Origin of the sequence: Streptomyces sp. NPDC052107, assembly GCF_040680215.1 — a bacterium.
GTDB lineage: Bacteria > Actinomycetota > Actinomycetes > Streptomycetales > Streptomycetaceae > Streptomyces.
In genome coordinates this window covers 59875-86113 of the sequence record NZ_JBFAWG010000030.1, presented here as the reverse complement: position 1 = coordinate 86113, position 26239 = coordinate 59875, and the positions used below count along the sequence as shown (strand labels likewise).

23 protein-coding genes are annotated in these 26239 nt (G+C 71.0%); 12 read left to right on the top strand and 11 right to left on the bottom strand.

Going from position 1 to position 26239, the window contains the following annotated elements; translation table 11 throughout:
• The 4 genes from AB0M27_RS27610 to AB0M27_RS27595 all read left to right on the top strand — a co-directional run.
• Positions 1-1980: ATP-binding protein (locus AB0M27_RS27610; RefSeq protein WP_365725146.1), on the top strand; the 1980-nt coding region annotated here is incomplete at its 5' end.
• Positions 1977-2663 carry a response regulator gene (locus AB0M27_RS27605; protein WP_365725144.1) on the top strand — a complete coding sequence of 229 codons (687 nt, stop codon included), beginning with the start codon at positions 1977-1979 and terminating at the stop codon, positions 2661-2663. The genes AB0M27_RS27610 and AB0M27_RS27605, both read left to right, overlap by 4 nt.
• A gap of 59 nt (positions 2664-2722) precedes the next feature.
• Positions 2723-3121 (top strand): OB-fold nucleic acid binding domain-containing protein, encoded by a 399-nt coding sequence (locus AB0M27_RS27600; protein WP_351806002.1) that lies wholly within the window; start codon positions 2723-2725, stop codon positions 3119-3121.
• A gap of 3 nt (positions 3122-3124) precedes the next feature.
• Positions 3125-3901: a DUF3159 domain-containing protein gene (locus tag AB0M27_RS27595; RefSeq protein WP_365725140.1), complete on the top strand. Its 777-nt coding sequence runs from the start codon at positions 3125-3127 to the stop codon at positions 3899-3901.
• A 220-nt stretch (positions 3902-4121) separates the two neighbouring features.
• Here AB0M27_RS27595 and AB0M27_RS27590 read toward each other — a convergent pair whose 3' ends face one another.
• The 3 genes from AB0M27_RS27590 to AB0M27_RS27580 form a co-directional block, all read right to left on the bottom strand.
• The gene (locus tag AB0M27_RS27590) at positions 4122-4799 is read right to left on the bottom strand and encodes a TrkA family potassium uptake protein (RefSeq protein WP_365725138.1); all 678 of its coding nucleotides are present in this window, start codon (positions 4797-4799) and stop codon (positions 4122-4124) included.
• Entirely contained in the window at positions 4799-5470 is a 672-nt protein-coding gene (locus tag AB0M27_RS27585; protein ID WP_365725154.1) for a TrkA family potassium uptake protein, read from the bottom strand. The genes AB0M27_RS27590 and AB0M27_RS27585 overlap by 1 nt, the downstream gene beginning before the upstream one ends.
• A gap of 146 nt (positions 5471-5616) precedes the next feature.
• Positions 5617-5745 (bottom strand): hypothetical protein, encoded by a 129-nt coding sequence (locus AB0M27_RS27580; protein ID WP_365725155.1) that lies wholly within the window; start codon positions 5743-5745, stop codon positions 5617-5619.
• Between the two features lie 161 nt (positions 5746-5906).
• On the opposite strand from AB0M27_RS27580, the gene AB0M27_RS27575 reads away from it, so the two are divergent.
• Together AB0M27_RS27575 and AB0M27_RS27570 are read left to right on the top strand one after the other, a co-directional pair.
• Complete coding sequence (locus AB0M27_RS27575; RefSeq protein ID WP_365725133.1) at positions 5907-7958, top strand: APC family permease; 2052 nt, start codon at positions 5907-5909, stop codon at positions 7956-7958.
• Positions 7959-8069: 111 nt separating this feature from the next.
• On the top strand, positions 8070-9398 hold the full coding sequence (locus AB0M27_RS27570) for a TRAM domain-containing protein (protein WP_365725131.1): 1329 nt from the start codon (positions 8070-8072) through the stop codon (positions 9396-9398).
• 895 nt (positions 9399-10293) lie between these two features.
• On the opposite strand, the gene AB0M27_RS27565 is transcribed toward AB0M27_RS27570, so the two are convergent.
• Positions 10294-10860, bottom strand: a complete 567-nt coding sequence (locus tag AB0M27_RS27565) for a nucleoside deaminase (protein WP_365725130.1) — start codon at positions 10858-10860, stop codon at positions 10294-10296.
• Positions 10861-10968: 108 nt separating this feature from the next.
• Between AB0M27_RS27565 and AB0M27_RS27560 the strand changes: the two genes are divergently transcribed.
• Entirely contained in the window at positions 10969-11937 is a 969-nt protein-coding gene (locus tag AB0M27_RS27560) for an antibiotic biosynthesis monooxygenase (protein WP_365725128.1), read from the top strand.
• A gap of 15 nt (positions 11938-11952) precedes the next feature.
• On the opposite strand, the gene AB0M27_RS27555 is transcribed toward AB0M27_RS27560, so the two are convergent.
• On the bottom strand, positions 11953-13101 hold the full coding sequence (locus tag AB0M27_RS27555) for an alcohol dehydrogenase catalytic domain-containing protein (protein ID WP_365725126.1): 1149 nt from the start codon (positions 13099-13101) through the stop codon (positions 11953-11955).
• 112 nt (positions 13102-13213) lie between these two features.
• Between AB0M27_RS27555 and AB0M27_RS27550 the strand changes: the two genes are divergently transcribed.
• Positions 13214-14590 carry an FAD-binding oxidoreductase gene (locus AB0M27_RS27550; protein ID WP_365725124.1) on the top strand — a complete coding sequence of 459 codons (1377 nt, stop codon included), beginning with the start codon at positions 13214-13216 and terminating at the stop codon, positions 14588-14590.
• Between the two features lie 322 nt (positions 14591-14912).
• Here AB0M27_RS27550 and AB0M27_RS27545 read toward each other — a convergent pair whose 3' ends face one another.
• From AB0M27_RS27545 to AB0M27_RS27525, 5 genes are all read right to left on the bottom strand, one after another.
• Positions 14913-15167: an EamA family transporter gene (locus AB0M27_RS27545; protein ID WP_365725152.1), complete on the bottom strand. Its 255-nt coding sequence runs from the start codon at positions 15165-15167 to the stop codon at positions 14913-14915.
• Between the two features lie 484 nt (positions 15168-15651).
• Positions 15652-16656 (bottom strand): methylmalonyl Co-A mutase-associated GTPase MeaB, encoded by a 1005-nt coding sequence (gene meaB, locus AB0M27_RS27540; protein WP_365725122.1) that lies wholly within the window; start codon positions 16654-16656, stop codon positions 15652-15654.
• A gap of 14 nt (positions 16657-16670) precedes the next feature.
• On the bottom strand, positions 16671-18845 hold the full coding sequence (scpA, locus tag AB0M27_RS27535; protein WP_365725120.1) for a methylmalonyl-CoA mutase: 2175 nt from the start codon (positions 18843-18845) through the stop codon (positions 16671-16673).
• Entirely contained in the window at positions 18845-20644 is a 1800-nt protein-coding gene (locus tag AB0M27_RS27530; RefSeq protein ID WP_365725117.1) for a methylmalonyl-CoA mutase family protein, read from the bottom strand. The genes scpA and AB0M27_RS27530 overlap by 1 nt, the downstream gene beginning before the upstream one ends.
• Before the next feature lie 85 nt (positions 20645-20729).
• Positions 20730-21239 carry a MarR family transcriptional regulator gene (locus AB0M27_RS27525; RefSeq protein WP_365725116.1) on the bottom strand — a complete coding sequence of 170 codons (510 nt, stop codon included), beginning with the start codon at positions 21237-21239 and terminating at the stop codon, positions 20730-20732.
• 138 nt (positions 21240-21377) lie between these two features.
• Here AB0M27_RS27525 and AB0M27_RS27520 point away from each other — a divergent pair, with 138 nt between their 5' ends.
• A complete protein-coding gene (locus AB0M27_RS27520; protein ID WP_365725115.1) occupies positions 21378-21893 on the top strand; it encodes a YceI family protein in 516 nt (171 codons plus the stop codon).
• A 9-nt stretch (positions 21894-21902) separates the two neighbouring features.
• Here AB0M27_RS27520 and AB0M27_RS27515 read toward each other — a convergent pair whose 3' ends face one another.
• Entirely contained in the window at positions 21903-23612 is a 1710-nt protein-coding gene (locus tag AB0M27_RS27515; protein WP_365725150.1) for a hypothetical protein, read from the bottom strand.
• Between the two features lie 249 nt (positions 23613-23861).
• Here AB0M27_RS27515 and AB0M27_RS27510 point away from each other — a divergent pair, with 249 nt between their 5' ends.
• The 3 genes from AB0M27_RS27510 to AB0M27_RS27500 all read left to right on the top strand — a co-directional run bounded on the left by AB0M27_RS27510 (position 23862) and on the right by AB0M27_RS27500 (position 26183).
• Complete coding sequence (locus AB0M27_RS27510) at positions 23862-24281, top strand: cell division protein SepF (protein WP_365725113.1); 420 nt, start codon at positions 23862-23864, stop codon at positions 24279-24281.
• 340 nt (positions 24282-24621) lie between these two features.
• Complete coding sequence (locus tag AB0M27_RS27505; RefSeq protein WP_365725111.1) at positions 24622-25818, top strand: ATP-binding protein; 1197 nt, start codon at positions 24622-24624, stop codon at positions 25816-25818.
• Positions 25815-26183: a nucleotide pyrophosphohydrolase gene (locus tag AB0M27_RS27500; RefSeq protein ID WP_365725109.1), complete on the top strand. Its 369-nt coding sequence runs from the start codon at positions 25815-25817 to the stop codon at positions 26181-26183. The genes AB0M27_RS27505 and AB0M27_RS27500 overlap by 4 nt, the downstream gene beginning before the upstream one ends.
• Positions 26184-26239: the final 56 nt, after the last annotated feature.

The window sequence follows — 26239 nt, the reverse complement described above, 5'->3', positions numbered from 1 at the left end:
CCCGGAAACCTCACCGCGCTGCGCGAGTTGGCGCTGCTGTGGGTGGCGGACCGGGTCGACGAGTACCTGAACGCCTACCGCAGCGAACACCGGGTCTCCAAGATCTGGGGCTCCCGCGAGCGGATCGTGGTCGGGCTGACCGGCGGCCCCGAGGGGCGCACCCTGATACGGCGTGCCGCGCGGCTCGCGGAGAAGGGCGCCGGCGGCGAGGTGCTCGCCGTGTACATAGCCCGCAGCGACGGGCTGACCTCGGCCTCCCCGAAGGAGCTGGCCATCCAGCGCACCCTGGTGGAGGACCTGGGCGGCACCTTCCACCACGTGGTCGGCGATGACATACCGGCCGCCCTGCTCGACTTCGCGCGGGGCGTGAACGCGACCCAGATCGTGCTGGGCTCCTCGCGCCGCAAGGCCTGGCAGTACGTCTTCGGGCCGGGCGTCGGCGCCACGGTCGCCCGAGAGTCCGGTCCGGACCTCGACGTCCACATCGTCACCCACGAGGAGGTCGCCAAGGGCCGCGGACTGCCCGTGGCCAGGGGCGCACGGCTCGGGCGGGCCCGGATCATCTGGGGCTGGGCGGTGGGCCTGGTGGGCCCCGCGGTCCTCGCGGTACTGCTGAACAGCGTCGCCCTCGGCCTCGCCAACGACATGCTGCTGTTCCTGACCCTGACGGTCGCGGCGGCCCTGCTGGGCGGGCTCTTCCCGGCGCTGGCCTCGGCGGCCTTCGGCTCGCTGCTGCTGAACTACTTCTACACCCCGCCCCTGCACCGGCTGACCATCGCCGACCCCAAGAACATCGTCGCCATCGCGATCTTCTTCGGTGTCGGCATGTCGGTCGCCTCGGTGGTCGACCTCGCCGCCCGGCGCACCCACCAGGCAGCCCGGCTGCGCGCCGAGTCGGAGATACTCTCCTTCCTCGCCGGGAACGTGCTGCGCGGCGAGACCAGCCTGGAGGAGCTGCTGGAGCGGGTCCGGGAGACCTTCGCGATGGAGTCGGCCGCGCTGCTGGAACGGGCGAGCGACACCGAGCCGTGGACCTGCGCCGGGCGCGCCGGATTCGGGCGCCCGCTGGAGCGGCCCGAGGACGCCGACGTCGACATGCCGGTCGGCGACCACATGGCGCTCGCGCTCACCGGGCGGGTGCTGCCCGCCGAGGACCGCCGCGTGCTCGCCGCCTTCGCCGCGCAGGCCGCCGTCGCCCTGGACCGCCGGCGCCTGCAGGAGGAGGCCGACCAGGCCCGTGCGCTCGCCGAGGGCAACCGCATCCGCACCGCCCTGCTCGCCGCCGTCAGCCACGACCTGCGCACCCCGCTGGCCGGCATCAAGGCGTCGGTGTCCTCGCTGCGCTCCGACGACGTCGAATGGTCCGCGGAGGACAGGGCGGAGCTGCTGGCCGCGATCGAGGAGGGTGCCGACCGGCTGGACCACCTCGTCGGCAACCTCCTCGACATGTCCCGCCTGCAGACCGGTACGGTCACCCCGCTGATCCGCGAGATCGACGTGGACGAGGTCGTGCCGATGGCGCTCGGGGGCGTCCCGGAGGGCAGTGTCGAGCTGGACGTGCCCGAGAGCCTGCCGATGGTCGAGGTCGATCCCGGGCTGCTGGAGCGGTCCGTGGCCAACCTGGTGGAGAACGCCGTCAAGTACAGCCCGAAGGAGTGTCCCGTGCTGGTGTCCGCCAGCGCCATAGCCGACCGGGTCGAGGTCCGCGTCGTGGACCGCGGGCCGGGCGTGCCGGACGAGGCCAAGGACCGGATCTTCGAGCCGTTCCAGCGGTACGGTGACGCCCCGCGCGGCGCCGGGGTCGGGCTCGGCCTCGCGGTCGCCCGCGGATTCGCGGAGGCCATGGGCGGCACCCTCGACGCCGAGGACACGCCGGGCGGCGGACTCACCATGGTCCTCAGCCTCCGCGCGGCAGGATCGCGTCCCGAGGCCCTCGTTGCGGGCCGGGACATCGCAGAACCAGAAAGGCAGGCCTCATGACCCGGGTGCTCGTGGTCGACGACGAGCCGCAGATCGTGCGCGCCCTCGTGATCAACCTCAAGGCGCGCAAGTACGAGGTCGACGCCGCGCCCGACGGCCGTACCGCCCTCGAACTCGCCGCCTCCCGGCACCCCGACGTGGTCGTGCTCGACCTGGGCCTGCCGGACATGGACGGCGTCGAGGTGATCAGGGGCCTGCGCGGCTGGACCCGCGTGCCCATCCTGGTCCTGTCCGCCCGGCACTCCTCGGACGAGAAGGTCGAGGCGCTGGACGCGGGCGCCGACGACTACGTCACCAAGCCCTTCGGCATGGACGAGCTGCTGGCCCGGCTGCGGGCCGCCGTACGCCGGGCCGAGCCGAGCGGGCCCGGCGAGGACGACCTGACGACCGTGGAGACCGAGGGCTTCACCGTCGACCTGGCCGCCAAGAAGGTCAACCGCGCGGGCAAGGACGTCCGCCTCACCCCGACCGAGTGGCATCTGCTGGAGGTCCTGGTCCGCAACACCGGCCGCCTGGTCAGCCAGAAGCAGCTGCTGCAGGAGGTGTGGGGGCCGTCGTACGGCACCGAGACCAACTACCTGCGCGTGTACATGGCCCAGCTGCGGCGGAAACTGGAGACGGATCCCTCGCACCCGAAGCACTTCATCACGGAGCCGGGTATGGGCTACCGGTTCGAGAAGTGAGCGGGCCGCGCAGTGAGCTGGGCTACGGCGCTGTCGGTGTGCCCCGGTACGCTTCAGGTATGAGTGCTGTTCCTCGTTCGGAAAAGCCGGCCGGCCGGTTCCGGCGCATGCTCGACCGGCTCTCCTCGTCGCAGGAGGACCTGGAGTCCGAGGAGCTGCGTGAGGACGCGGACGCCGCGGGCTGTACGAAGATCGGTGACTGCCACGACCGGCAGATCGTCACCGTAACTGGTACCTTGCGCACGGTCACCTTGCGTCCCCGCGCCGGGGTCCCCGCCCTGGAGGCCGAGCTGTTCGACGGCTCCGCCGCGCTGGACGTGGTGTGGCTCGGCAGGCGTTCCATCGTGGGCATAGAACCGGGGCGCAAGCTGATCGCATCGGGCCGGATCTCCATGAGCCGGGGCCGCCGGGTGCTGTTCAACCCGAAATACGAACTGCGACCCCTCGGACGGGAGTAGCCGGTGACGTCCCTCGACAAGCCGACCGAAGGCACCGACCAGAGTCCGCCCGACGGAACCGGCGATGCCCGTGCGGTGACCGAGGCCGCCCTGTTCGAGGCGTTCGGCGGTGTCCGCGGCATGGTCGAGACGGTCGTGCCGGGCCTGCTGTTCGTCGCGATCTTCACGGTGAACAAGGACCTGCACGTGTCGGCGCTCGCCGCGCTGGCCGTGTCCCTGGTCCTGGTCGTGGTCCGGCTGGCGATGAAGGACACCGTCAAGCACGCCTTCAGCGGCGTCTTCGGCGTGGCCTTCGGTGTCGTCTTCGCGATGTTCACCGGAAACGCCAAGGACTTCTACCTCCCGGGCATGCTCTACACACTGGGCCTGGCGCTGGCGTACATCGTCACGACCCTGGCCGGTGTGCCCCTGATCGGCCTCATACTCGGCCCGGTCTTCAAGGAGAACCTCTCCTGGCGCACCCGCAACCCCGGCCGCAAGAAGGCGTATGCGAAGGCGAGTTGGGCCTGGGGCCTGATCCTGCTCGCCAAGTGCGCGATCCTCTTCCCGCTCTACTGGTGGTCCGACACCACCAAGCTCGGCTGGGTCCTGGTCGCCCTGAAGATCCCGCCGTTCCTGCTGGCGGTCTGGCTCACCTGGATCTTCCTCGCGAAGGCCCCCGCGCCCATCGACGTCTTCGCCGAGATGGAGGCCGAGGAGAAGGCCGAGCAGGAGCGCAAGGCGGCACTGGCCACCGAGAGCGGCGAGTCGACCGGGGGACGGCACCGCCGGGAGGCCTGACCGACGGCGGCACCGCGGCTTCGCAACGGCCCGTGACCTGCGGAGGTCCCGGGCCGTTCGCATGGCCTCGACACCCTTGTGGCGACGGTGGCGGGTGGTGCCGCGGCACCGGCGTGAGCGGCGTGCGGCCGGTGGTCGGGGGCGGCGTACCTGAGCCTGTGCACGGGAAGGGCCCGGTGGATCGGATGATCCCCGGGCCCTCTGCGTGTCCTTGCGCCGGCTAGCTCTGCGTGTCCTCGCGCCGTACCGACAGCAGCTCCTCCAGCTGCTCCTCGCGGGCCTGGGCGGCCACGAAGAGGAGTTCGTCGCCCGGCTCCAGGGAGTCCTCCTTGGACGGGGTCAGGACGCGGGTGCCGCGGATGATCGTGACCAGGGAGGTGTCCTCGGGCCACTGGACGTCGCCCACCTGGGTGCCGGCCAGGGCCGACTCCTCGGGCAGGGTCAGCTCGACGAGGTTGGCGTCGCCGTGGCTGAAGCGGAGCAGACGGACCAGGTCGCCGACGCTCACCGCCTCCTCGACCAGGGCGGACATCAGACGCGGGGTGGAGACGGCCACGTCCACACCCCAGGCCTCGTTGAACAGCCACTCGTTCTTCGGGTTGTTGACGCGGGCGACGACGCGCGGGACGCCGTACTCCGTCTTGGCGAGCAGCGAGACGACCAGGTTGACCTTGTCGTCGCCGGTCGCGGCGATGACGACGTTGCAGCGCTGCAGCGCCGCCTCGTCCAGGGACGTGATCTCACAGGCGTCGGCCAGCAGCCACTCCGCCTGCGGCACCCGCTCCACCGAGATGGCGGTCGGGGCCTTGTCGATCAGCAGGACCTCGTGACCGTTCTCCAGCAGCTCGCCCGCGATCGAGCGGCCGACGGCGCCGGCTCCGGCAATGGCGACCCTCATCAGTGACCGCTCTCCTCTTCCGGGCCCTGGGTGAACGCCGCCTCGACCTTCTCGACGTCGTCCGACCGCATCATCACATGCACGAGGTCGCCCTCCTGCAGCACCGTCTGCGAGGTCGGCAGGATCGCTTCGCCGAGGCGGGTCAGGAACGCCACGCGGACGCCCGTCTCCTCCTGCAGCTTGCTGATCTTGTGCCCGACCCACTTCGGGGAGGCGTGCACCTCGGCGAGCTGCACCCCGCCGGTGGGGTCGCGCCACAGCGGCTCGGCACCGGAGGGCAGCAGCCGGCGCAGCATCTGGTCGGCGGTCCAGCGGACAGTCGCCACGGTGGGGATGCCCAGGCGCTGGTAGACCTCGGCGCGGCGTGGGTCGTAGATCCGGGCGGCCACGTTCTCCACCCCGAACATCTCGCGGGCCACGCGCGCGGAGATGATGTTGGAGTTGTCACCGCTGGAGACGGCGGCGAAGGCGCCGGCCTCCTCGATGCCCGCTTCGCGCAGGGTGTCCTGGTCGAAGCCGACACCGGTGACCCGGCGGCCCCCGAAGCCCGGGCCCAGCCGACGGAAGGCGGTCGGGTCCTGGTCGATCACGGCGACCGTATGGCCCTGTTGCTCCAGGGTCTGGGCGAGAGCGGAACCCACTCTCCCGCAGCCCATGATGACGATGTGCACGACCGTCCTTCCGAGGTCAAGAGTCATGACTTGGCCTTAACAGGTTCTCAGACCGAGGCCCAAAGCTACACACGGGCGCAGGGGGGTTGGCACCCACCTGCGCGGGTTCCCGTGATCACGGTCCGCGATCATGCGCGTGAGCAGCGTCAGCCATCCGCGTCGGCGGCCGCCGGGGCCGGGCGCCGGCGCGTGATGCTGCGCACGCTGCACAGGGTCAGGATTCCGAGGCCGAGGAGGGCGAGCGTCGCCCCGATCAGCTCTGCGGTGGCGGGCATGGGTCCTCCGAGGTGCGATGACAAGCGGGGTTTGCCATCTAGGCACGGAGAGCGCGCGGACTTCGGAATCCGCAATTCCATGCGCCCCTGATTTCACTCGTGAGGCAGATCCCTGAGACCGGGTGGGCGGCTGCCTGTTCGAAGGCCTACGATCCTCTCTCGTGTCCAAACTGACCGACGTGCCCAAACGGATTCTGATCGGGCGCGCACTGCGCAGTGACCGGCTGGGTGAAACGCTCCTGCCGAAGCGCATCGCACTCCCCGTCTTCGCCTCCGACCCGCTGTCCTCCGTCGCCTACGCGCCGGGGGAGGTCCTGCTGGTCCTGTCCATCGCGGGCGTGTCGGCGTACCACTTCAGCCCGTGGATCGCCGTCGCGGTCGTGGTGCTGATGTTCACGGTCGTCGCCTCCTACCGGCAGAACGTCCACGCCTACCCGAGCGGCGGCGGTGACTACGAGGTCGCCACCACCAACCTGGGCCCCAGGGCGGGCCTGACCGTGGCCAGCGCCCTGCTCGTGGACTACGTCCTCACCGTCGCCGTCTCCATCGCCTCCGGCATCGAGAACCTCGGCTCCGCGGTCCCGTTCGTGGTCGAGCACAAGGTGCTGTGCGCGACCGCCGTGATCGTGCTGCTGACGCTCATGAACCTGCGCGGTGTGAAGGAGTCCGGCAAGCTCTTCGCGATCCCGACGTACGTGTTCGTCGGCGGCGTCTTCATCATGATCGTGTGGGGCGCCGTACGCGGCCTTGCCCTCGGCGACACCATGCGCGCGCCGACCGCGGCCTTCCACATCAAGGCCGAGCACCAGGGCCTCGCGGGCTTCGCGCTCGTCTTCCTCCTGCTGCGGGCCTTCTCCTCCGGCTGTGCCGCGCTCACCGGTGTGGAGGCCATCTCCAACGGCGTCCCGGCCTTCCGCAAGCCCAAGTCGAAGAACGCGGCGACCACGCTCGCGATGATGGGTCTGCTGGCCGTCACCATGTTCTGCGGCATCATCGCCCTCGCCATGTCGACCAAGGTCCGCATGGCGGAGAACCCGGCCACCGACCTGATCCACAACGGTCACCCGCTCGGCTCCGGCTATGTCCAGAACCCGGTGATCTCCCAGGTCGCCGAGGCGGTCTTCGGCAAGGGCAGCTTCCTGTTCGTCGTCCTCGCCGCCGCCACGGCCCTGGTCCTGTTCCTCGCGGCGAACACGGCGTACAACGGCTTCCCGCTGCTCGGCTCGATCCTCGCCCAGGACCGCTACCTCCCGCGCCAGCTGCACACCCGCGGCGACCGCCTCGCCTTCTCCAACGGCATCGTGCTGCTCGCGGGCGCCGCGGCTCTGCTGACCGTCATCTACGGTGCGGACTCCACACGTCTGATCCAGCTGTACATCGTCGGCGTGTTCGTGTCCTTCACGCTCAGCCAGACCGGCATGGTGCGGCACTGGAACCGCCACCTCGCGGTCGAGCAGGACCAGGCCAAGCGCCGCCACATGATGCGCTCCCGCGCGATCAACGCCTTCGGCGCCTTCTTCACCGGCCTGGTGCTCGTCGTCGTCCTGGTCACGAAGTTCACGCACGGCGCCTGGGTGGCGCTCTTGGGCATGTGCATCTTCTACGCGACGATGACCGTGATCCGTAAGCACTACGACCGCGTCGCCGAGGAGATCGCGGCCCCCGAGGGCCCGGCCGACGACATGGTCCGCCCGTCCCGCGTGCACTCGGTCGTGCTGATCTCGAAGATCCACCGCCCCACCCTGCGAGCCCTGGCCTACGCCAAGCTGATGCGCTCGGACACCCTGGAGGCGCTGACGGTCAACGTCGACCCGGCGGAGACCAAGGCGCTGCGCGAGGAGTGGGAGCGGCGCGGCATCGACGTACCGCTGAAGGTCCTGGACTCGCCGTACCGCGAGATCACCCGCCCGGTGATCGAGTACGTCAAGAGCCTGCGCAAGGAGTCGCCGCGCGACGCGGTCTCCGTGATCATCCCCGAGTACGTGGTCGGCCACTGGTACGAGCATCTGCTGCACAACCAGAGCGCCCTGCGCCTGAAGGGCCGCCTGCTGTTCACCCCCGGCGTGATGGTCACCTCCGTGCCCTACCAGCTGGCGTCCTCCGAGGCGGCGAAGGTGCGGGCCCGCAAGCGGCAGGAGTGGAACGCACCGGGTGCGGTGCGGCGGGGTCCGGCGGCGGAGCGGCCGAAGGAGGCGTCGGCGGCCAAGGACTGAGCCCGGACGGAGCTGGGGCCTCGGTCTGTGGTGAACGGCCGGACGACAGCCACGTAGACTGGTGGGCTGTTGTCCGGCCGTTTCCCGTTCCCGATCTGGAGTCACCCCGCCATGCAGGCAGAAGAGAAGAAGTCGCTGGTCGGGGAGGAGTACGAGGTCGAGATCGGCCCCGTCGCCCACGGCGGCCACTGCATCGCCCGCACGGCCGAGGGCCAGGTGCTGTTCGTCCGGCACGCGCTGCCCGGTGAGCGAGTGGTGGCGAGGGTGACCGAGGGCGAGGAGGGCGCCCGCTTCCTCCGCGCGGACGCCGTACGGATCCTGGAGGCTTCCAAGGACCGCGTCGACGCCCCCTGCCCCTTCGCCGGGCCGGGCCGCTGCGGCGGCTGCGACTGGCAGCACGCCAAGCCGGGTGCCCAGCGCCGCCTCAAGGGTGAGGTGATCGCCGAACAGCTCAAGCGGCTCGCGGGCCTCACGCCCGAGGAGGCCGGCTGGGACGGCACGGTGGTGCCGGCCGAGGGCGACAAGCTGCCGGCCGGCCAGGTCCCGCAGTGGCGCACCCGCGTCCAGTACGCTGTCGACGCCGAGGGTCACGCGGGCCTGCGCCGCCACCGCTCGCACGAGATCGAGCGCATCGACCACTGCATGATCGCGGCAGAGGGCGTCAGCGAGCTGGGCATCGAGCGGCGGGACTGGACCGGCATGGAGTCGGTCGAGGCGATCGCGGCCACGGGCTCCCAGGACCGCCAGGTGATCCTCACGCCGCGTCCGGGCGCCCGGCTGCCCCTGGTCGAACTGGACAAGCCGGTGTCGGTCCTGAGGGTCGACGAGAAGTCCGGTGGCGTCCACCGCGTCCACGGCCGCCCCTTCGTCCGCGAGCGCGCGGACGGCCGTACGCACCGGGTTGCGGGCGGCGGCTTCTGGCAGGTCCACCCGAAGGCGGCGGACACCCTTGTGACGGCGGTCATGCAGGGCCTGCTCCCCCGCAAGGGCGAGATGGCCCTGGACCTCTACTGCGGAGTGGGGCTGTTCGCGGGGGCACTGGCCGACCGGCTCGGCGAGAAGGGCGCGGTCCTCGGCATCGAGTCCGGCAAGCGGGCGGTGGAGGACGCGCGGCACAACCTCGCGGACTTCCCGCGCGTCCGCGTCGAACAGGGCAAGGTCGAGTCGGTCCTGCCGCGCACGGGCATCACCGAGGTCGACCTGATCGTCCTCGACCCGCCCCGCGCCGGCGCCGGCCGCACCACGGTCGCCCACCTCTGCTCCCTCGACGCCCGCCGCATCGCCTACGTCGCCTGCGATCCCGCTGCGCTGGCCCGCGACCTGGCGTACTTCCGCGAGGGCGGGTACCGGGTGCGCACGCTTCGGGCGTTCGATCTGTTTCCGATGACGCACCATGTGGAGTGCGTGGCGATTCTGGAGCCGGCACAAAAGGGCGCCTGACCTGCTGTTTCTCGATCGAGTCCGGTCTTTGGCCGGTGGAGTCGACCGGGCGGGCCGTTCCGCTTCCCAGGAGGTGGCTTGGGGGCACGCGTTGCCGTGCGGTGGAAACCGGCCGCCCGCAGTCGTGTCCGGTGAGGTGCCCCCTGTAGCAACCCGCGTTCGACGGCCGGTCTCCCACCTGGGACGGGCCCGCCATGCTGGGCGGCCACCGCGCGACCGGGTGAGGCGGCTCTGTGCCGATCCACTCCAGGTGAGGTGTTCCACCGGCACGTAATCCGGGAGGACACGACAGCCGAGGACACGCGAGCGTCAGGTCGTCGATCAACAGGTCCGTTCGCCGGCGTTCGGCGGGCACGGAGGACGGGGAGAGGCGCGGTGCACCATGAGACCGCACGCGGCGACCTGGTGCTGGAGGTCGGGATCACCGGACCTCCGCTCGACCCGGACACCACCGACCGCCGCTTCGAGCCGTTCTGGCGCGCACGCTCCGCATCGCCCGCGACCCACCCCGCCACGGCCTCGGGCTCGCCGTCCGTGCGGAGTTCCCGGGGCACGACCGGGACTGAGGGGCGCGCACAGCCCCGATCGGGGATCGGCAGTCAGCCAGCCAGGAGTCGGCAGCCGCAGGGCCGCGGTCGGCAAAGGCCGACCCCGCGCGGGGGCCGACCCACACCAGATCGGTATCCGGCACGCGTGCTGCAACACGCTGAAGCGTTGGCCCGTCCGCGGCGACCTCCTGCACCAAACCGATGCGGTGCGCCTCGTCCCGGCCGACCTCAGTGCCTGGGGCGACCGCCGGCTGAAGGAGGACATGGTCCAGTCGTGTTCAGGGGTCGTACCCGCGGTTACCCGCTGGTGTCCCGAGCGCCCCACGAAGCCGCCTGACGGCCCCTCATCAGTAGGCGTGCCGGTCGGGCTTCGTCTCCCAGGCTTCGTATGCCGTCGCGCCCAGCTCCGGGAGGATCTGCTCGATGTGGATCCGGCGCCGGTCCATCGGCTTCTGGAAGTCCTCGTACTGGAAGGCGTCGTCGAAGCCGATCTTCCGCGTGGCGTCCAGGTCGCAGCTGAAGTAGACGTTGTCGATGCGCGACCAGTAGATGGCGCTCATACACATGGGGCACGGTGCGCCACTGATGTAGATCGAACAGCCCTGTAGCATCCGGGCCCGCTCCGGGACCGGGTCGGGGGAGCCTTCGGGGCGCTGGACGTATTCCAGGGTGCCCTCGTTGTGGTGCTCTTCCGGGATGGTGGGCGCCTGCGGGTTGAGGAGTTGGGACGCCTTGCGGATGGTCTCCACCTCGGCATGTGCGGTCGGGTCGCCGGTCAGGAGGACACGGTTCTGGCCACGGGCGATGATCTCGCCGTCCCGGGTGAGCACGGCGCCGAACGGGCCGCCCCAGCCGTGCTCCACCGACTCCGTGGCCAGCCGTACCGCTTCCGTCAGGAACTCCTTGTGATCCATGACGCCCTCCGCTCCGCACCAGCTAGGCATTCGATCGGCGAGTTGCGATAACTTGATTACCTTTCCCCCATTTGTCCCATAAGTCCCTTTGTGATTAGGCTACCTCGCATGAGCGCCAGCGCAAACCGCGGCCGTGGTGGGGCCGGAGCAACCGTGGTGACCTCGCAGAAGGTCGTCCCCGGTCGCGAGGAGGACTACAAACGCTGGCAGGAACAGGTGAACCGGGCCGTGCGGGTCTTCGACGGCTTCGAGGGAACGGAGCTGTACCCGCCCGACTCCGCCGAGGACAACCAGTGGGTCGTGGTGTTCCGTTTCTCGGACGTCGGCCGGTTGAGCGCCTGGCTCGGGTCGGCCAACCGCCGAGAACTCCTCGACGACGGCCGCGACTTGTTCGAGGAGGAGCCCTCCCAGGAGGTTCTGTACGGAGGGCAACCGGCTCAGGAAGCCGTGACGGCCGTCGTCTCCCACACGGTGCGGCCGGGTCGCGAGCAGGACTTCGAGCGCTGGCAGGACAAGGTCCTGAAGGCCCAGCAGAAGTACCCGGGTTTCATGGGGTCCGAACTCTTCGCGCCCGTCGAGGGCGTCCAGGACCGCTGGGTCGTTGTGTTCCGGTTCGACACCCGCGAACACCTCGACCAGTGGCTGCAGTCGGACGCTCGCAGGAAACTGCTGGACGAGGGGCGCGACTCCTTCGCCGACTACGACGTGCGCGAGATCGCGTCGGCCTTCAGCGGATGGTTCGGCTTCGGCGAAGGGGAGCAGGCGGGTGTCCCGCCCAACTGGAAGCAGGCCATGTCCGTTCTTCTCGCGCTCTATCCCACCGTCATGGTGCTCAACCTCACCGCAGGGCGCGCCCTCACGTATGCCGGCGTTCCGGGGTACCTCGGCCTTTTCATCTCAAACGTGCTGAGTGTTGCGATTCTGACCTGGATTCTGATGCCGCTGGTCGTCAACCGCACCCTGGCCTTCTGGCTGGCACCCGACCGGCCGCGTTCGCGCCGCACCGACCTGGCGGGTGCGGTCGTCGTGGCGGTGTGTTACGCGGTGCTCCTCGCGGTTTTCGGTCTCACCGTCTGAGGGCGTCACCCGCCGTCAACCGCCAAAGTGGATCAGTGGCTTGATGATGCCGTCGACCCTGGCTTCCATCATCCGGAATGCCCGTTCGACCTCGTCGAAGCCGAACGCATGGGTCGTCATCGGGGTGGGGTCCACCCTGCCGTGCTGCATCAGCCGGAAGATCCGCCTCAGGCGCTCCCTGCCCCCTCGGTTCAGCCCGCCGTGGACATGCTTGTCGGACATGCCGTATCCGAAGGGCTCCAGCGGGATCCTCAGCGGTTCAGGCACTTCGCCGTGATAGCCGACATTGGAGATGTGGCCGCCCGGCTTGGTGACGCGGAACGTCGCTTCCCAGGTACCCGGTGTGCCCAGCGCCTCGACGGCCGCATCCACACCCTGCCCGTCCGTCAGTTCAAGGACTCGCTCGACGGGATCGCAGTGCGTGTGATCGACGATCGCATCGGCGCCGAAGTGGCGGGCCAGGTCCTGTCGTTCGGGCCGCGATTCGACGGCGATGATGAATCCGGCGCCGCGCAGCCGACACCCGATGGTGGCAGAAAGGCCCACTGCTCCCTGAGCGAAGACGGCGACGGTCTGCCCGAAGTCGAGCTCGGCGTGTTCGGCGGCGACGAATCCGGTCGACAGCATGTCCGTCGCGTACAAAGCTTGGTGGTCGGACAGGTCCCCGGGAATCGGAGCGAGATTCGCCTGTGCGTTGTTCACGAGGAAGTACTCCGCCAGGCTGCCGTCCCTCTGCACGGTGAATCTGGCTCCGCCCATCATTCTGCCTCCGCACTGCGAGGACAGACCGCGCTGGCAGAATTCGCACTGAAAGCAGGGCGTGACTCCACCCACCGCCACGCGTTCACCTTCGGTGAGTCCTTCCACCGCGGAGCCGAGCGCATGGACCGTTCCCACGGCCTCGTGTCCCAGGGTGACATCGGGGGCGACCTGGATCGCTCCCCTCACCGTATGGACGTCGGAACTGCAGATCATCGCGGTGGTCGTACGCACCACGGCCTCATTCGGTCCCGGTTCCGGAATGCGTTTGTCGAGGACGGCGACCTCGCCGACCTTCCTCATGACGAAGGATTTCATGGTGTCCGCGGCAATCCCTGCCCGCCACGAGTCGTTTCGCTGCGGGCCGCGAGGTAGGCTGTAAAGGCCCGAACCATCCTGGCTCATCACTGAATAGCGTAAATGACGTCTTTTCAGCGTCGTGTACAGCAGCGGTCTGCGCAACTTCTCTGCCCGAGGACGTGCAGCGGACCGCGGTAGCCGGGGCAAGGAGTGCAGGATGAGCCGCCACACGCAGACTCGCGGTCTCGGCGGACTGTCGGTATGGCGGGATGACGCCGGTTACGAAGACATCCGCAGGGCCGTCGTCTGGAACGCGCTGACACCGGCGCGGTTCCCGGACGTCATGGTCCGCGCGGCGTCGGCCGGTGACGTCGTGGAAGCGGTGCGCCTGGCCCGGTCCCAGCGCCTCCAGGTCGCCATAAGGTCGGGGGGACACAGCTGGTGCGGGTCGCCTCTGCGCGACGGGGGCATGCTCATCGACCTGTCCGGGCTCCGCAGCTGTGACGTCGACCCCGCCTCCGCGACGGCGACGGTGCAGCCCGGTGTCACGGGCTCGCAGCTCACCGCGGAACTCGGCCGTCACGGACTTGCCTTCCCCACAGGCCACTGCGGGTCCGTCGCCGTCGGCGGATACCTCCTCAGCGGAGGGCTCGGCTGGAATTCCGGCGTCCGCGGGCCGGCGTGCGCCAGTGTCGAGCGGATAGAAGCCGTGACCGCGGACGGGGAACGGGTCACCTGCAGCGAGAGCGAGCACAGGGACCTGTTCTGGGCGGCCCGGGGAGCGGGTCCCGGCTTCTTCGCCGCGGTCACCGCCTTCCGCCTCAGGCTGTATCCCCACCCCGGCGCGATCACGAGCACCAGGTGGACCTTCCCCCTCGCGAACGTCACCGAGGTGACGCACTGGGCCACCGAACTGGCCGCAGGGCTGTCCCCGAACGTCGAGTTGAGCTTCTCCCTCGACATGGTTGACCCCGGTTCGAACCCGGGCCCCAAAGTGGTGACCGTCACCGGTACCGCCTTCGCCGCGTCGCGACAGGAAGCCGGCGAGTTCCTCCTGCCGCTGCGCCACTGTCCCCTGCGCCAGAGCTCCCTCTCCCGCCAACTGGACGAGCCGACGACGTTCAAGGCCCTGTACGACTCCTCCGCCGCCATGTGGCCTCCGCAACTCCGCTATGCGGCGGACACCCTGTGGTCGGACGCCGGCTTCCCCACGCTGCTCAGCGAACTCGCGGATGTCGTCGACTCGGCCCCTTCGAACAGATCGCTGGTCCTCGCACCGTTCTCGCCGGCCGGCCGGCCGGCGCCGGACATGGCCTTCTCGGTGCTCGGGGAGAGCTATGTCGTTCCCTACGCCGTCTGGGACGACCCCCGCCAGGACGCTGCCAACATCGCCTGGCTGCGGGAAGCGATACAGAGGGTGGAACCCCTCGGGACGGGGCACTACATCGCCGAGGCGGACCTCACCGCGGCCTCGTCCCGTGCCCGCCGCTCCTTCACCGCGGACGACTGGCAGCGCCTGCGCAGCCTGAGGGAGCGGTACGACCCGGACGGCGTCTTCTGCTCCTACCTGTCACCGGACGAGGCCGCGCTGTAGCGCCACTCCTCTGCCCGGGCGGCTCTCCGGTCACTCTCTGTCCAGTCGGCAAGACTCCTTGCGGTCGGTCCCGCGTCCGTGCCTGCTTGCGGCGTACCAGGACCAGGCCGCGCCGGCCGGTGACCGGCGACGACCGTCCGCACGAGCGGGCCCTGGCAGGGCCGGCACCCCGCAGGGCACGGGGCCACCGGGCGCGCGGCGAAGTCGGGGTTGAGCTGGTTGCCCGCCGCGCACGTCAGGCCGTCGAGGACCGGCGCTGGGTGCCGATGCCGGTGGGGACCGTCAGCAGGCCCGGACTCGGAGCGAGGACACCCGGTCCGCATCAGGAGGCGGCCGACAGCCGTTCATCGAGGACGGTGACACCCAGGACCGCTGCCACGGCGAGCTCGGCCCGGGCCGGCGTGGTGGCCACCTGCGCCGGGGTGCGGCGCGTTCCGTGGCCGAAGAGCCGGTATGCCAGGAAGCCGGTGAACAGGGCGCGGTACACGGCCACCGCAGCCCCGCCGGTGGTGGCGAGCCACAGCGTGCCGAGGAGCAAGACGAGCGGCACGACGAGTAGCCCGGCCGAGCCGGGCAGTGGCGCCGGTCCAGCATGCGGTGGTCGTGACGCTCATTTGACGCTCTGAGGCCTGACAGCCCGCCCGAAGGGCTGAGAAACAGTGTCACGTGGAGTGCGTGGGCGATTCCGGAGCCGGCCACCAAGGAGTCCTGCACGCTGCCGGCGGCCGGTTCCAGGGGCCGGTCAGCGGCGTCGCGTGGGTTGCGGCGCGGACAGGCTCTGGCCGGCGGCTCTCCATGCGCAGCTGCGCGATGGCCAGCCGGGTCACTTCCTCCCAGGAATCGCGGGGTACGGCTGCCGGCATGACACCGGGAAGGCGCGCTGTGAGAGGGAGGAAAACTTCCCCCGGACACGGTTCTCCGAGGCGGAACGGCCATGGAGAAAGTCCCCGAGTGGGAAATCAAGCGGGAGCGGGATCCCGTTATGGCGTCGTTCGTCCTGCCCGGCATCGCCGGTCGAAGCAGCTCGGGGCCGGGCCGAGGAGGGAGGCCCCCGTGACGACTCAGCTGCCCGTCGGCGGGGTCATACTCCCCCCGAAGGCCTCCAGGATCCGTTCCGCCGCCAGGGTCGCCGTCAACCGGCCCTCCCTGACCTGCCGTTCGAGGTCCGGCGCGGCCTCGCGTACCGCCGGGTCGGAGTGGAGGCGGCCGAGCAGTTCGTCGCGGACCATCGCCCAGGTCCAGCCGACCTGCTGGTCGCGTCGCTTGGCGGTCAGCCGGCCGGTGGAGCCGAGCAGGGTGCGGTGCTGTTCCAGGCGCTCCCAGACCGTGTCCAGGCCCGTCGCCTCCCGGGCGCTGCAACTCAGCACCGGCGGGGTCCAGAACGCCTCCTTGCCGTGCATCAGGCGCAGCGCGCCCGCCAGTTCGCGGGCGGCGGCCCTCGCGTCGCGCTCGTGCGGGCCGTCCGCCTTGTTGACGGCGATCACGTCGGCCAGTTCCAGGACGCCCTTCTTGATGCCCTGCAGCTGGTCGCCGGTGCGGGCCAGGGTCAGCAGGAGGAAGGAGTCGACCATGTCGGCCACCGTCGTCTCCGACTGGCCCACGCCTACGGTCTCGACGAGGATCACGTCGTAACCCGCCGCCTCCATCACCACCATCGACTCCCGGGTGGCCTTGGCGACCCCGCCCAGCGTGCCCGCGCTGGGGGAGGGGCGGACGAAGGCCGCGGGGTCGACCGCCAGGCGTTCCATGCGCGTCTTGTCGCCCAGGATCGAGCCGCCGGTGCGGGTCGAGGAGGGGTCCACGGCGAGGACCGCGACCCGGTGGCCCAGCGAGGTCAGCATCGTGCCGAACGCGTCGATGAACGTCGACTTGCCGACACCCGGCACCCCGCTCACGCCGATCCGCCGCGCCCGGCCGCTGTGCGGGAGCAGCTGGGTCAGCAACTCCTGCGCCAGCGAGCGGTGCGCGGGGCGCGTGGATTCCACGAGCGTGATCGCGCGGGCCACGATCGCTCGCTTTCCGTCCAGCACGCCCTTCACATACGTGTCGAGATCGATCCCCGCCACCCCGAGAGCCCCCGCTACAGCTCGTGGCCGAGGTCGGCCGACAGCCGCTTGACCAGGTCGTACGCCGCGTCCGGGATCACCGTCCCGGGCAGGAACACCTCCGCCGCGCCCATCTCCCGCAGAGTCGGCACGTCCTGCGGCGGGATCACCCCGCCGACCACGATCATGATGTCCTCGCGGCCCTCCTCGGCGAGCTTCTCACGCAGCGCCGGGACGAGGGTGAGGTGACCGGCGGCCAGCGAGTTCACGCCGACCACGTGCACGTCCGCCTCGACCGCCTGCCGGGCGACCTCCTCCGGCGTCTGGAACAGCGGGCCGACGTCGACGTCGAAGCCGAGGTCGGCGAACGCGGTCGCGACCACCTTCTGGCCGCGGTCGTGGCCGTCCTGGCCCATCTTGGCGACCAGGATGCGCGGGCGGCGCCCCTCGGCCTCCTCGAACGCGTCCACCAGGGCACGGGTGCGGTCCACGTTCGGGGACTGGCCTGCTTCGTTGCGGTACACGCCGGAGATCGTACGGATCTGGCTCGCGTGCCGGCCGTACACCTTCTCCAGGGCGTCGGAGATCTCGCCGACCGTCGCCTTGGCGCGGGCCGCGCGGACGGCCAGCTCCAGCAGGTTCTCCTTGCCGTCGGCGGCCCGGGTGAGCGCGTCCAGGGCGTGCTGGCAGGCCTGCTCGTCCCGCTCCGCGCGCAGCCGCCGCAGCTTCTCGATCTGCTGGGCGCGTACGGCGGAGTTGTCGACCTTGAGGACCTCGATCGCCTCGTCGCTGTCCACGCGGTACTTGTTCACGCCGATCACCGGCTGACGGCCCGAGTCGATGCGGGCCTGGGTGCGGGCCGCCGCCTCCTCCACACGCAGCTTCGGGATGCCGGCGTCGATGGCCTGCGCCATGCCACCCGCCTGCTCGACCTCCTGGATGTGCGCCCAGGCCTTGCGCGCGAGGTCGTACGTCAGCTTCTCCACGTACGCGCTGCCGCCCCAGGGGTCGATGACCCGGGTGGTGCCCGACTCCTGCTGGATGAGCAGCTGGGTGTTGCGGGCGATGCGCGCGGAGAAGTCGGTCGGCAGGGCGAGCGCCTCGTCGAGGGCGTTGGTGTGCAGCGACTGGGTGTGGCCCTGGGTCGCCGCCATCGCCTCCACGGCCGTACGCGTGACGTTGTTGAACACGTCCTGCGCGGTCAGCGACCAGCCCGAGGTCTGCGAATGCGTGCGCAGGGACAGGGACTTGGTGTTCTCCGGCTCGAACTGCGAGACCAGCTTGGCCCACAGGAGCCTGGCCGCGCGCATCTTGGCGATCTCCATGAAGAAGTTCATGCCGATCGCCCAGAAGAAGGACAGGCGCGGTGCGAACGCGTCCACGTCCAGGCCCGCTTCCCGGCCCGCGCGGAGGTACTCCACGCCGTCCGCGAGCGTGTACGCCAGCTCCAGGTCGGCCGTCGCGCCCGCCTCCTGGATGTGGTAGCCGGAGATGGAGATCGAGTTGTAGCGGGGCATCCGCTGCGAGGTGTACGCGAAGATGTCGGAGATGATCCGCATCGACGGCTTCGGCGGATAGATGTAGGTGTTGCGGACCATGAACTCCTTCAGAATGTCGTTCTGAATGGTTCCGGCCAGCTTCTCGGGCGGTACGCCCTGTTCCTCCGCCGCCACGATGTACAGCGCGAGCACCGGCAGCACAGCGCCGTTCATCGTCATCGACACGGTCATCTTGTCCAGCGGGATCCCGTCGAACAGCTGCCGCATGTCGTAGATCGAGTCGATCGCCACGCCCGCCATGCCGACGTCACCGGTCACGCGCGGGTGGTCGCTGTCGTAGCCCCGGTGCGTGGGCAGGTCGAAGGCGACCGACAGGCCCTTCTGGCCGGCCGCCAGGTTGCGCCGGTAGAAGGCGTTGGACTCCTCGGCGGTGGAGAAGCCCGCGTACTGGCGGATCGTCCAGGGCTGGTTGACGTACATCGTCGGGTAGGGGCCGCGCAGATACGGCGCGATGCCCGGGTAGGTGCCCAGGAAGTCCAGGCCCTCCAGGTCACGGCCGGTGTACAGCGGCTTGACCCCGATGCCCTCCGGGGTCTCCCACAGCGGCTCTTCGCTCCCGGTGGCCCGCGCGACGGCCGCACGCCACTGATCGGCACTGCCGTCGGCGACCGGTGTCCCCAGCTCGATGCCGGAGAAGTCGGGGATTCCCATCAGGACACTCCCATGCGGTCGAGGGTCGCGGACAGCACGTCGATGGCGTCGCAGCCCGCGAAGACGTACGAGTCGATGCCGGCGTACTCGCCCCGGCCCGCGAGGAACACATGCCGGGCGCCGGCTGCCCTGAGCGACTCGGCGGTCTGCTCGGCCTGTTCGGCGTACAGGGCGTCGCTGGAGCACAGCACGGCCTCGGTGGCGCCGCTGTCCTCGAAGGCGCCCTCGGTGACCGGCTCGATGCCGCCGGCCTGGAAGAGGTTGGCGGCGAAGGTGGCGCGCGCGGTGTAGGCGGCGGCCGAGCCCATGGTCGCCAGGAAGATCCGGGGGCGGGCGCCGGTCGCGGCCAGGTGGGCGTCGGAACGGGCGCGCAGGTCCTCGTACGCCTCGTCGCGGCGCACCCGCGGCAGACCGCCCGACGGCTGCTCCGGCGCGGGCTCGCGCTCCACCGGCTTCTCCGCCAGCAGCGGGAACTCGCTGACGCCGGTGATGGGTTCGCGCCGCTTGGCGAGCTTCTTGGAGCGCTCCGCCCAGGTCGTCGCCAGGTCCGTGCGCAGCCGGCCGGAGCGCAGCACGGCCGCCTGGCCGCCGTCGCGCTCGATCGTCCGGAAGAACTCCCAGGCGGCCGCGGCGAGTTCGTCGGTCAGCTGCTCGACGTACCACGAGCCGCCCGCCGGGTCGATGACCCGGGCCAGGTGGGACTCCTCGATGAGGATCGTGGAGGTGTTGCGGGCGATCCGGCGCGCGAACGCGTCGGGCAGACCGAGCGCGTGGTCGAACGGCAGCACGGTCACGGAGTCGGCGCCGCCGACCCCGGCGGCGAGCGTCGCGACCGTCGTACGGAGCATGTTCACCCACGGGTCGCGGCGGGCCATCATCACCGGCGAGGTCACCACGTGCTGCACCTGCGCGCCCGGGGCCCCGCAGACCTCGGCGACCCGGGCCCACAGCCGGCGCGCGGCGCGCAGCTTGGCGATGGTGAGGAACTGGTCGGCGGTGGCCGCGTAGCGGAACTCCAGCTGCCCGGCGGCCTGTTCGACGCTCAGCCCCGCCTCGGTGAGTTCCCGCAGACAGGCCACCCCGGTGGCGAGCGAGGCGCCCAGCTCCTGCGCGGCCGAGCCGCCCGCCTCGTGGTACGGCAGCGCGTCCACGGTCAGCGCGCGCAGCCCGGGGTACTGCTCGGCGCAGCGCGCGGCCAGGGCGGCGTACGGCGCGAAGTCCAGCGCGGTGCCGGTGCGGGCCTCGTACCCGAGCGGGTCGCCGCCCAGATTGCCGCGTACGGCCTCGGCGGCCACGCCCTTGTCCGCGTACAGCCGCAGCAGCGCCTCGGCGGCCCGCCCGGTGTCCCGGCCCGCGTCTAGCACGACCGGCGCCAGGTCGAGGTACACGCCCTCCAGCGCCCGGCCCAGCTCGCCGACCGGGATGCCGCCCTCGCCCAGCACGAGCCAGAGCGAGGTGCCGCCGTTCTCCAGGTCGGCCAGGACGGCGTGCTCCGCGAGGGCGGTGTGCCGCTGCCGTACGTCCCAGCCGCCCGCGGTGCTGCCCTCGGGGCGGCTGCCGCGCACATACGGCGCGAAGCCCGGCAGACCGGGGTCGGGCGCGGTGTCGCGCGCGGTGTACAGGGGCCGGGTGCGCAGCCCGTCCTCCAGCGTCGTGGACAGAGCGTCCTCAGCTGCCGCGCCCGAGACTTCCTTGCCCGACTTGCGCAGCACGCCCTCGACCAGGCGTTGCCACTGCTCGTGTGTCGCGTCAGGGAACTCGGCGGCCAGTGAGAGCCCGTCGTCAGGCAGGACCGTCATGGCTCGGATGCTAGGGCAGCATGCTCAAGTGAGTGCAGAGCGGGGGCTGTGAGGTTTCCCTCCTTGCGCTTGTGACCTGCGCCGCTCAGCCGTCGGAGGGCTCCTCGTCCGGGTCCGGCAGATCCGGTACGAGCGCGCACATCGCCGCGCGTTGGTCGGGGCCCATGGAGTCGGCGAGGGCCTGGCGGACGGTGCCGGCGAGCAGGGTGGAGGTCTCGCTCAGGAGGTCGCGGGACTTGTCGGTGAGGGCGACCTGGACGCCGCGCTTGTCGCCACACACGGAGGTGCGGGCGACCAGTCCGGCCCGCTGGAGGCAGGCGATCTGGTAGGTGAGCCGGGTCTTGGGGCGGCCGAGGAGGTCGGCCACCTGGGTCATGCGCAGTCCGGTGCGGGGCTGCTCCGCCAGCAGGCACAGGATCAGGAACTCGTCGTGGGAGACGTCGAGCGTCTCCTTCACGACCGACCGCAGCCGCTGCTCCACGGCGCCCGTGGCGGCCAGCAGGATCATCCAGGCGCGCAGCTCGGCGGGCAGCAGGCTGCCCGCCGAGGCGGGACATTCGAGCTGGTGGGCGGGGTGCGCGTCGGAGGCGGACATGGGTCGAGTCTACCTGTTGTCCAATTTTGGACCAGAAGGTTGTCCAGTTTTGGAGGAGTGGGTTGTTCAAATTTGGATGACGCGCTAGCGTGACCGTCATTCATCCAAATTTGAACCACTCGATTCCGGAGTACGACCATGACCGTCGCCGTGCAGACAGGCACCTGGCAGCTCGACCCGGCCGCGTCCACCGTGGGACTGCGGCACAAGACCATGTGGGGACTCGTGACCGTGAAGGGCACGTTCGCCGCCGTCGCCGGCGGAGGCGAGGTCCACGCCGACGGCTCGGCCAGCGGCACCGTGACCCTGGAGGCGGCCTCCCTGGACACCAAGCACGCCAAGCGGGACACCCACCTGCGCTCGGCCGACTTCCTCGACGCAGACAACCACCCCGAGATCACCTTCGCGGTGCGCGGCGCCGACCGCCTCGACGGCGACGGCGTACGGGTGACCGGTCAGCTGACCGTGCGGGGCATCAGCAGCCCCGTGACCTTCACCGCGCGCCTGACCGACGCGGACGCCGCAGCGCTCACCCTGGACGCCGAGTTCACCGTGGATCGCGAGCAGTTCGGCATGGGCTGGAACCAGCTCGGCATGATGCGCGGACTCACCACGGTGTCGGCGAGCCTGCGTTTCGCACGGGTCGAGGGATGAGCAGCCCGCTCAGCCCTTGAGGCCCAGCTCGGGCCGGCGCACGTCCTCGGTGGAGAGCGTCTGCGGGGTCGCCGTGAAGGCGCGCAGCCGGATGTGCGTGTACTTCTTCGTGGGCAACGGGAAGCCGCCCTTGGGCGCCCGCAGCTCGACGGTCGCCGTGGTGTGCGCGGGGATCGTGGCCGGGCCGTGCGCGAGCGTCCAGTACCGGCTCATGCCCTGACCCGTCGTCAGCATGTAGTGCGGGGTCAGCGCGGTGCTCCCGGTGTTGGTGACCTTCACCGTCACCGTCGAGAGGGTGCGCGCCGAGCCGTGCCGGGCCGCCGTGATGTCCATCCGCAGCGGCGGCCCGCCCGTCACCGCCAGGGTCGCGCTCACCAGCGCGGGCGTGATCAGCAGGACGACCGCGGCGACCAGGGCCGGCCTGCGGCGCGGACCGGTCAGCCACCGGGGGCGCGGCTGCCACGCGTTCCTGAACTCCGACAGGGGCACGGTGATCGCCGCCGCCAGCCACAGCGGCGTGTACATCAGGTAGTAGCCGTCCTGGGACCGGGTCGCCAGGTAGAAGGCGCACCAGGGCAGCACGGTCGCGGCCGGGCCCAGCCGCCGTACGAACAGCACGAACAGCACCAGCAGGGCCGCGGCGAGCAGCGCGCTCGCGTGGCCGTACCAGTCGAGCCGGTCGCTGCCGTGGGTGAAGTACAGGGAGATGTCGACCAGACCCTGGCCGTGCAGTACCGCGCCCTGGGTCAGCGGCAGGGCGACGCCCTCAAGCCACGGGCCCGGCTCGCTCACGATGAAGTACGCGTTGATCAGCAGCCAGGTGACGACCGCGATCCCGGCGATCCGCAGCACCACCCGCGCGGCCGCCCGCCCGCCGACTTCACCGCGGCGCAGGGCATAGATCCCGGCCAGCAGGAACGGCGTGACGAACCAGGGGAGTTGCTGTGCCGCGCACGCGGCCCCGATGCACACGGCCCGCGCGATCCCGGCGGGACCCAGCCGGCCGCCGGCGCCGAACCGCGGCCAGCGCACCACCACCGGCACCAGCAGGACCAGGCCGACGATCGCCGGGTAGCCCTGACGGGCGTACATCGGCAGGAAACCGAAGCCCAGACAGACCATCGTGGCCGCCGACCGCCACGGCGTCGGCAGCAGCCGCCACAGCATCACCGCGCCCACGATCAGTACGACCGTCACCGCCGCGGTCGCCGGGGCGCCGCCGTGGCCCAGGGCCAGGAACGGCACGGTGAGCAGCGGGGTCAGCGGCGGATAGCCGTACGTGAAGTCGTAGCCGCCGTCTATCGTCGGCGTCAGGGCGACACCCTTGGTGTGGAACAGCCACGGCCACGGCTGTCCGTACACCGTGTGCCCGTTGACCAGCTCCCTGGCGGCCTGCGTGGTCAGGACCGCCTCGTCGCCGCCGGCGTGGTTCAGCGCCCAGGCGCACAGGGCCAGGACGATCGCCGTGACCAGCACCACCAGGTCCAGGCGGGCCAGCGAGCGCGCCCGGCGGACCGTGAGCGCGAGCACGCCGGTCACGAGGATCGAGGCGTAACAGACCGAGATGGCCGCCGCGAGGACCAGGTTGTGGGTGGCCGCCTGCGTCCACACCGCGCGCGTCCCGATGAACAGGCTGACGTCGGCGAGCAGCGTCAGCACGCGATGCCACTGCGCGGGTGGCTCATGGAGCGTCGCGCGGGCGACCGGGACGGCGGACACCGCCGACTGCGTCCGCCGGCTGGCTGTCACCTGCTGGGTTTCTGCCAAGTGCACGGCATTGGACGCTAACGGCAGCCGGTGAGCGCGGCGTGGCGGCATGTGAAGAGTCCGGTATGAGGGCGGTAAGAAGCGGACGTAAACGTACATGTGACGCGGGTCGCTCCCGGCCGTGGCGCGCCGGAGCGGTCGCGCAGTGTGTCGTTGTTGGGCCGAACGGGTGACTTGGCGTAAGAATTGGCCGGTGCAGGCATGGAGTGCGAGTCAGGTCAGGGGGAGCCGGTGAGCCGCTACGACGTCACCGATGAACAGTGGGAAGGGCTCGCCCAGGTCGTGCCGCTGCGGGGCCGGGACGCCTGGCCGTCCGCGGTGAACCACCGCTCGCTGCCGGACGCCGAGACCGAGACGCGGCGCCGGTTCGTCGTCCTGCGCGTCAACGTCTTCGCCGACGCCCGGGAAGTCGCCGAGACCCTGATGGCCGGCGCGCCGGTCCTGCTCGACCTCTCCGGCGCGGAGACCGAGGTCGCCAAGCGCGTCCTCGACTTCAGCACGGGCGTGGTCTTCGGCCTGGGCAGCGGAATGCACCGCGTCGACCGCAACGTGTTCCTCCTCACCCCACCCGGCACCGAGGTGAGCGGGCTGATGGAGGGGGCGGGGGTGTCGAGGGGCTGAGGAGGCCTCCGGCGGCTGAGCGGTGGCCTTCGGCGGTTGGGCGGTGGCCTTCGGCGGTTGGGCGGGGCGTTCTCCGGCGGGCTGAGTGGATGCTTCGGCGGATGCGCGGAGCAAGGGCCGCGCGGGTGACCCGATGGGTCGGTGACGCGCCGGCCGTACCGGGTGGCCCCGGAACCCGGTCTTGCGTGGAGGCCGCGTGCCGGTGGCCCCCGATGCCGGTCGCTCGTTGTCACCCGACCGAGTGGCCCCTCGTCCCGTTTGCTCCCGCTCGACCGCCCGATCGTAGGAAGGTGCCGGCGCGAAACGGTTCGGCAGGTGGCGGGAGTTCTACGGTCCGGGCATGGCCGTGCCTTCCGTGTCCGCTGAGCCCCCCGCCGCCGACGCGCCCGCCGGGACCGTGCCCGCGCAGTCCCGGCGGTCCCTCGATGTGCGTGCCCGGATCACCGAGTTGCGGCTGTCGGCCTTCGCCGGGCACCGGCGGGCCGGGTTTCCGCTGGGGGCCGTCACCTTGTTCGCCGGGCCCAGTGGCGCGGGGAAGACGACCGCGCTCACGGCGTACGAGGCGCTGGCCCGGCTCGGGGGCGGAGCCTCGCTCTTCGAGGTGTTCCCGGACCCGGTGGCCTGTGTGCCGCAGCGGGCGCGCCCCGATGCCGGAGGGCGGCGCGGCTTCCGGATCGGCTGTACGGCCGACGGCGCCGAGGGGCCGGTCCGGCTCGACGTCGCCGTACAGGCCGAACCGGACCTCAGGATCGTGGGGGAGCGGCTGACCGCGGGCGGGGTCGTCCTGCTGGAGACAGCGCTGCGCGACCCCGGGCGCGGTACCGTCCAGGCCGCCTGGCACACCGCCGGCTCCGCCCCGGTGACCCGCGCCCCGCTCCCCGACGACCGTCTCGGCACCGCTCTGCTGCCGCTGCGCGTGGCGGGCAAGACCGACGGGCAGCGCCATGTGCTCGCCGCCGCCGAGCAGATGGTGGTCGCCCTGCGCTCCGTCTTCCCCTGCGACCCCCGCCCCGAGCGCATGCGCGCCCCCGTGCCCGCCGGTACCGGCCGGCTGCTGTCCGGCTGCGACAACCTCGCCGACGTACTGTGGCGCACCCGCGCGGAATGCGGCCGCCGGCACGGACTGCTGGTCGACGCCCTGCGCGCGGGCTGCGCGGGGCCGGTGACCGATCTCGTCGCGGAGCCGCTGCCGGCCGGCACGGTACGGGCGTTGCTCGACCGCGGCGACGGCCTGCGCACCGAACTCGCCCGGCTCGGCGACGGCGAACTGCGCTATCTCGCGCTGACGCTGGTGCTGCTGACCGGTCCCGGCGTCCTGGACGTGGACACCCCGGGCGAGGTGCCCGACGCCCTGCGTAGCCTCTCCGTCCTCGCCGACGGCTTCGACCGCGGCCTCGACCCCGCCCAGCGGCGGGAACTGCTGCGGACGGCCGCCCGGATGGGCGAGCGCGGGCACATCCGGTGCGTGGGCGCGGTGAGCGACGCCTCGTGGGCCACCGGGACCGAGGGCGTCACAGTGGTACACCTGGACGCGTGACGGAACCCCTCGACCTGGCCCGACTCCAGCGCAGGCTCGCCGAGTTCGCGGCCGCGCGCAACTGGCAGCCCTACCACACCCCCAAGAACCTCGTCGCCGCGCTTAGCGTGGAGGCTTCCGAACTGGTCGAGATCTTCCAGTGGTTGACGCCGGAGGAGTCCGGCCGTGTGATGGCGGACCCGGACACCGCGCACCGGGTCACCGACGAGGTCGCCGACGTCCTCGCCTATCTGCTGCAGTTCTGCGACGTCCTCGGCGTCGACCCGCTGGCCGCCCTGGCCGCCAAGATCGACCGCAACGAACGGCGCTTCCCGGTGCAGGGGGCGCAGGGCGCGTCCGAGCGCCCCCAACGGCCGGAGGGCTGAACTCCGCTATGACTCTCCGGAGTTGAATCGTCTGTCGAATCCGAATTGTTGTCCAC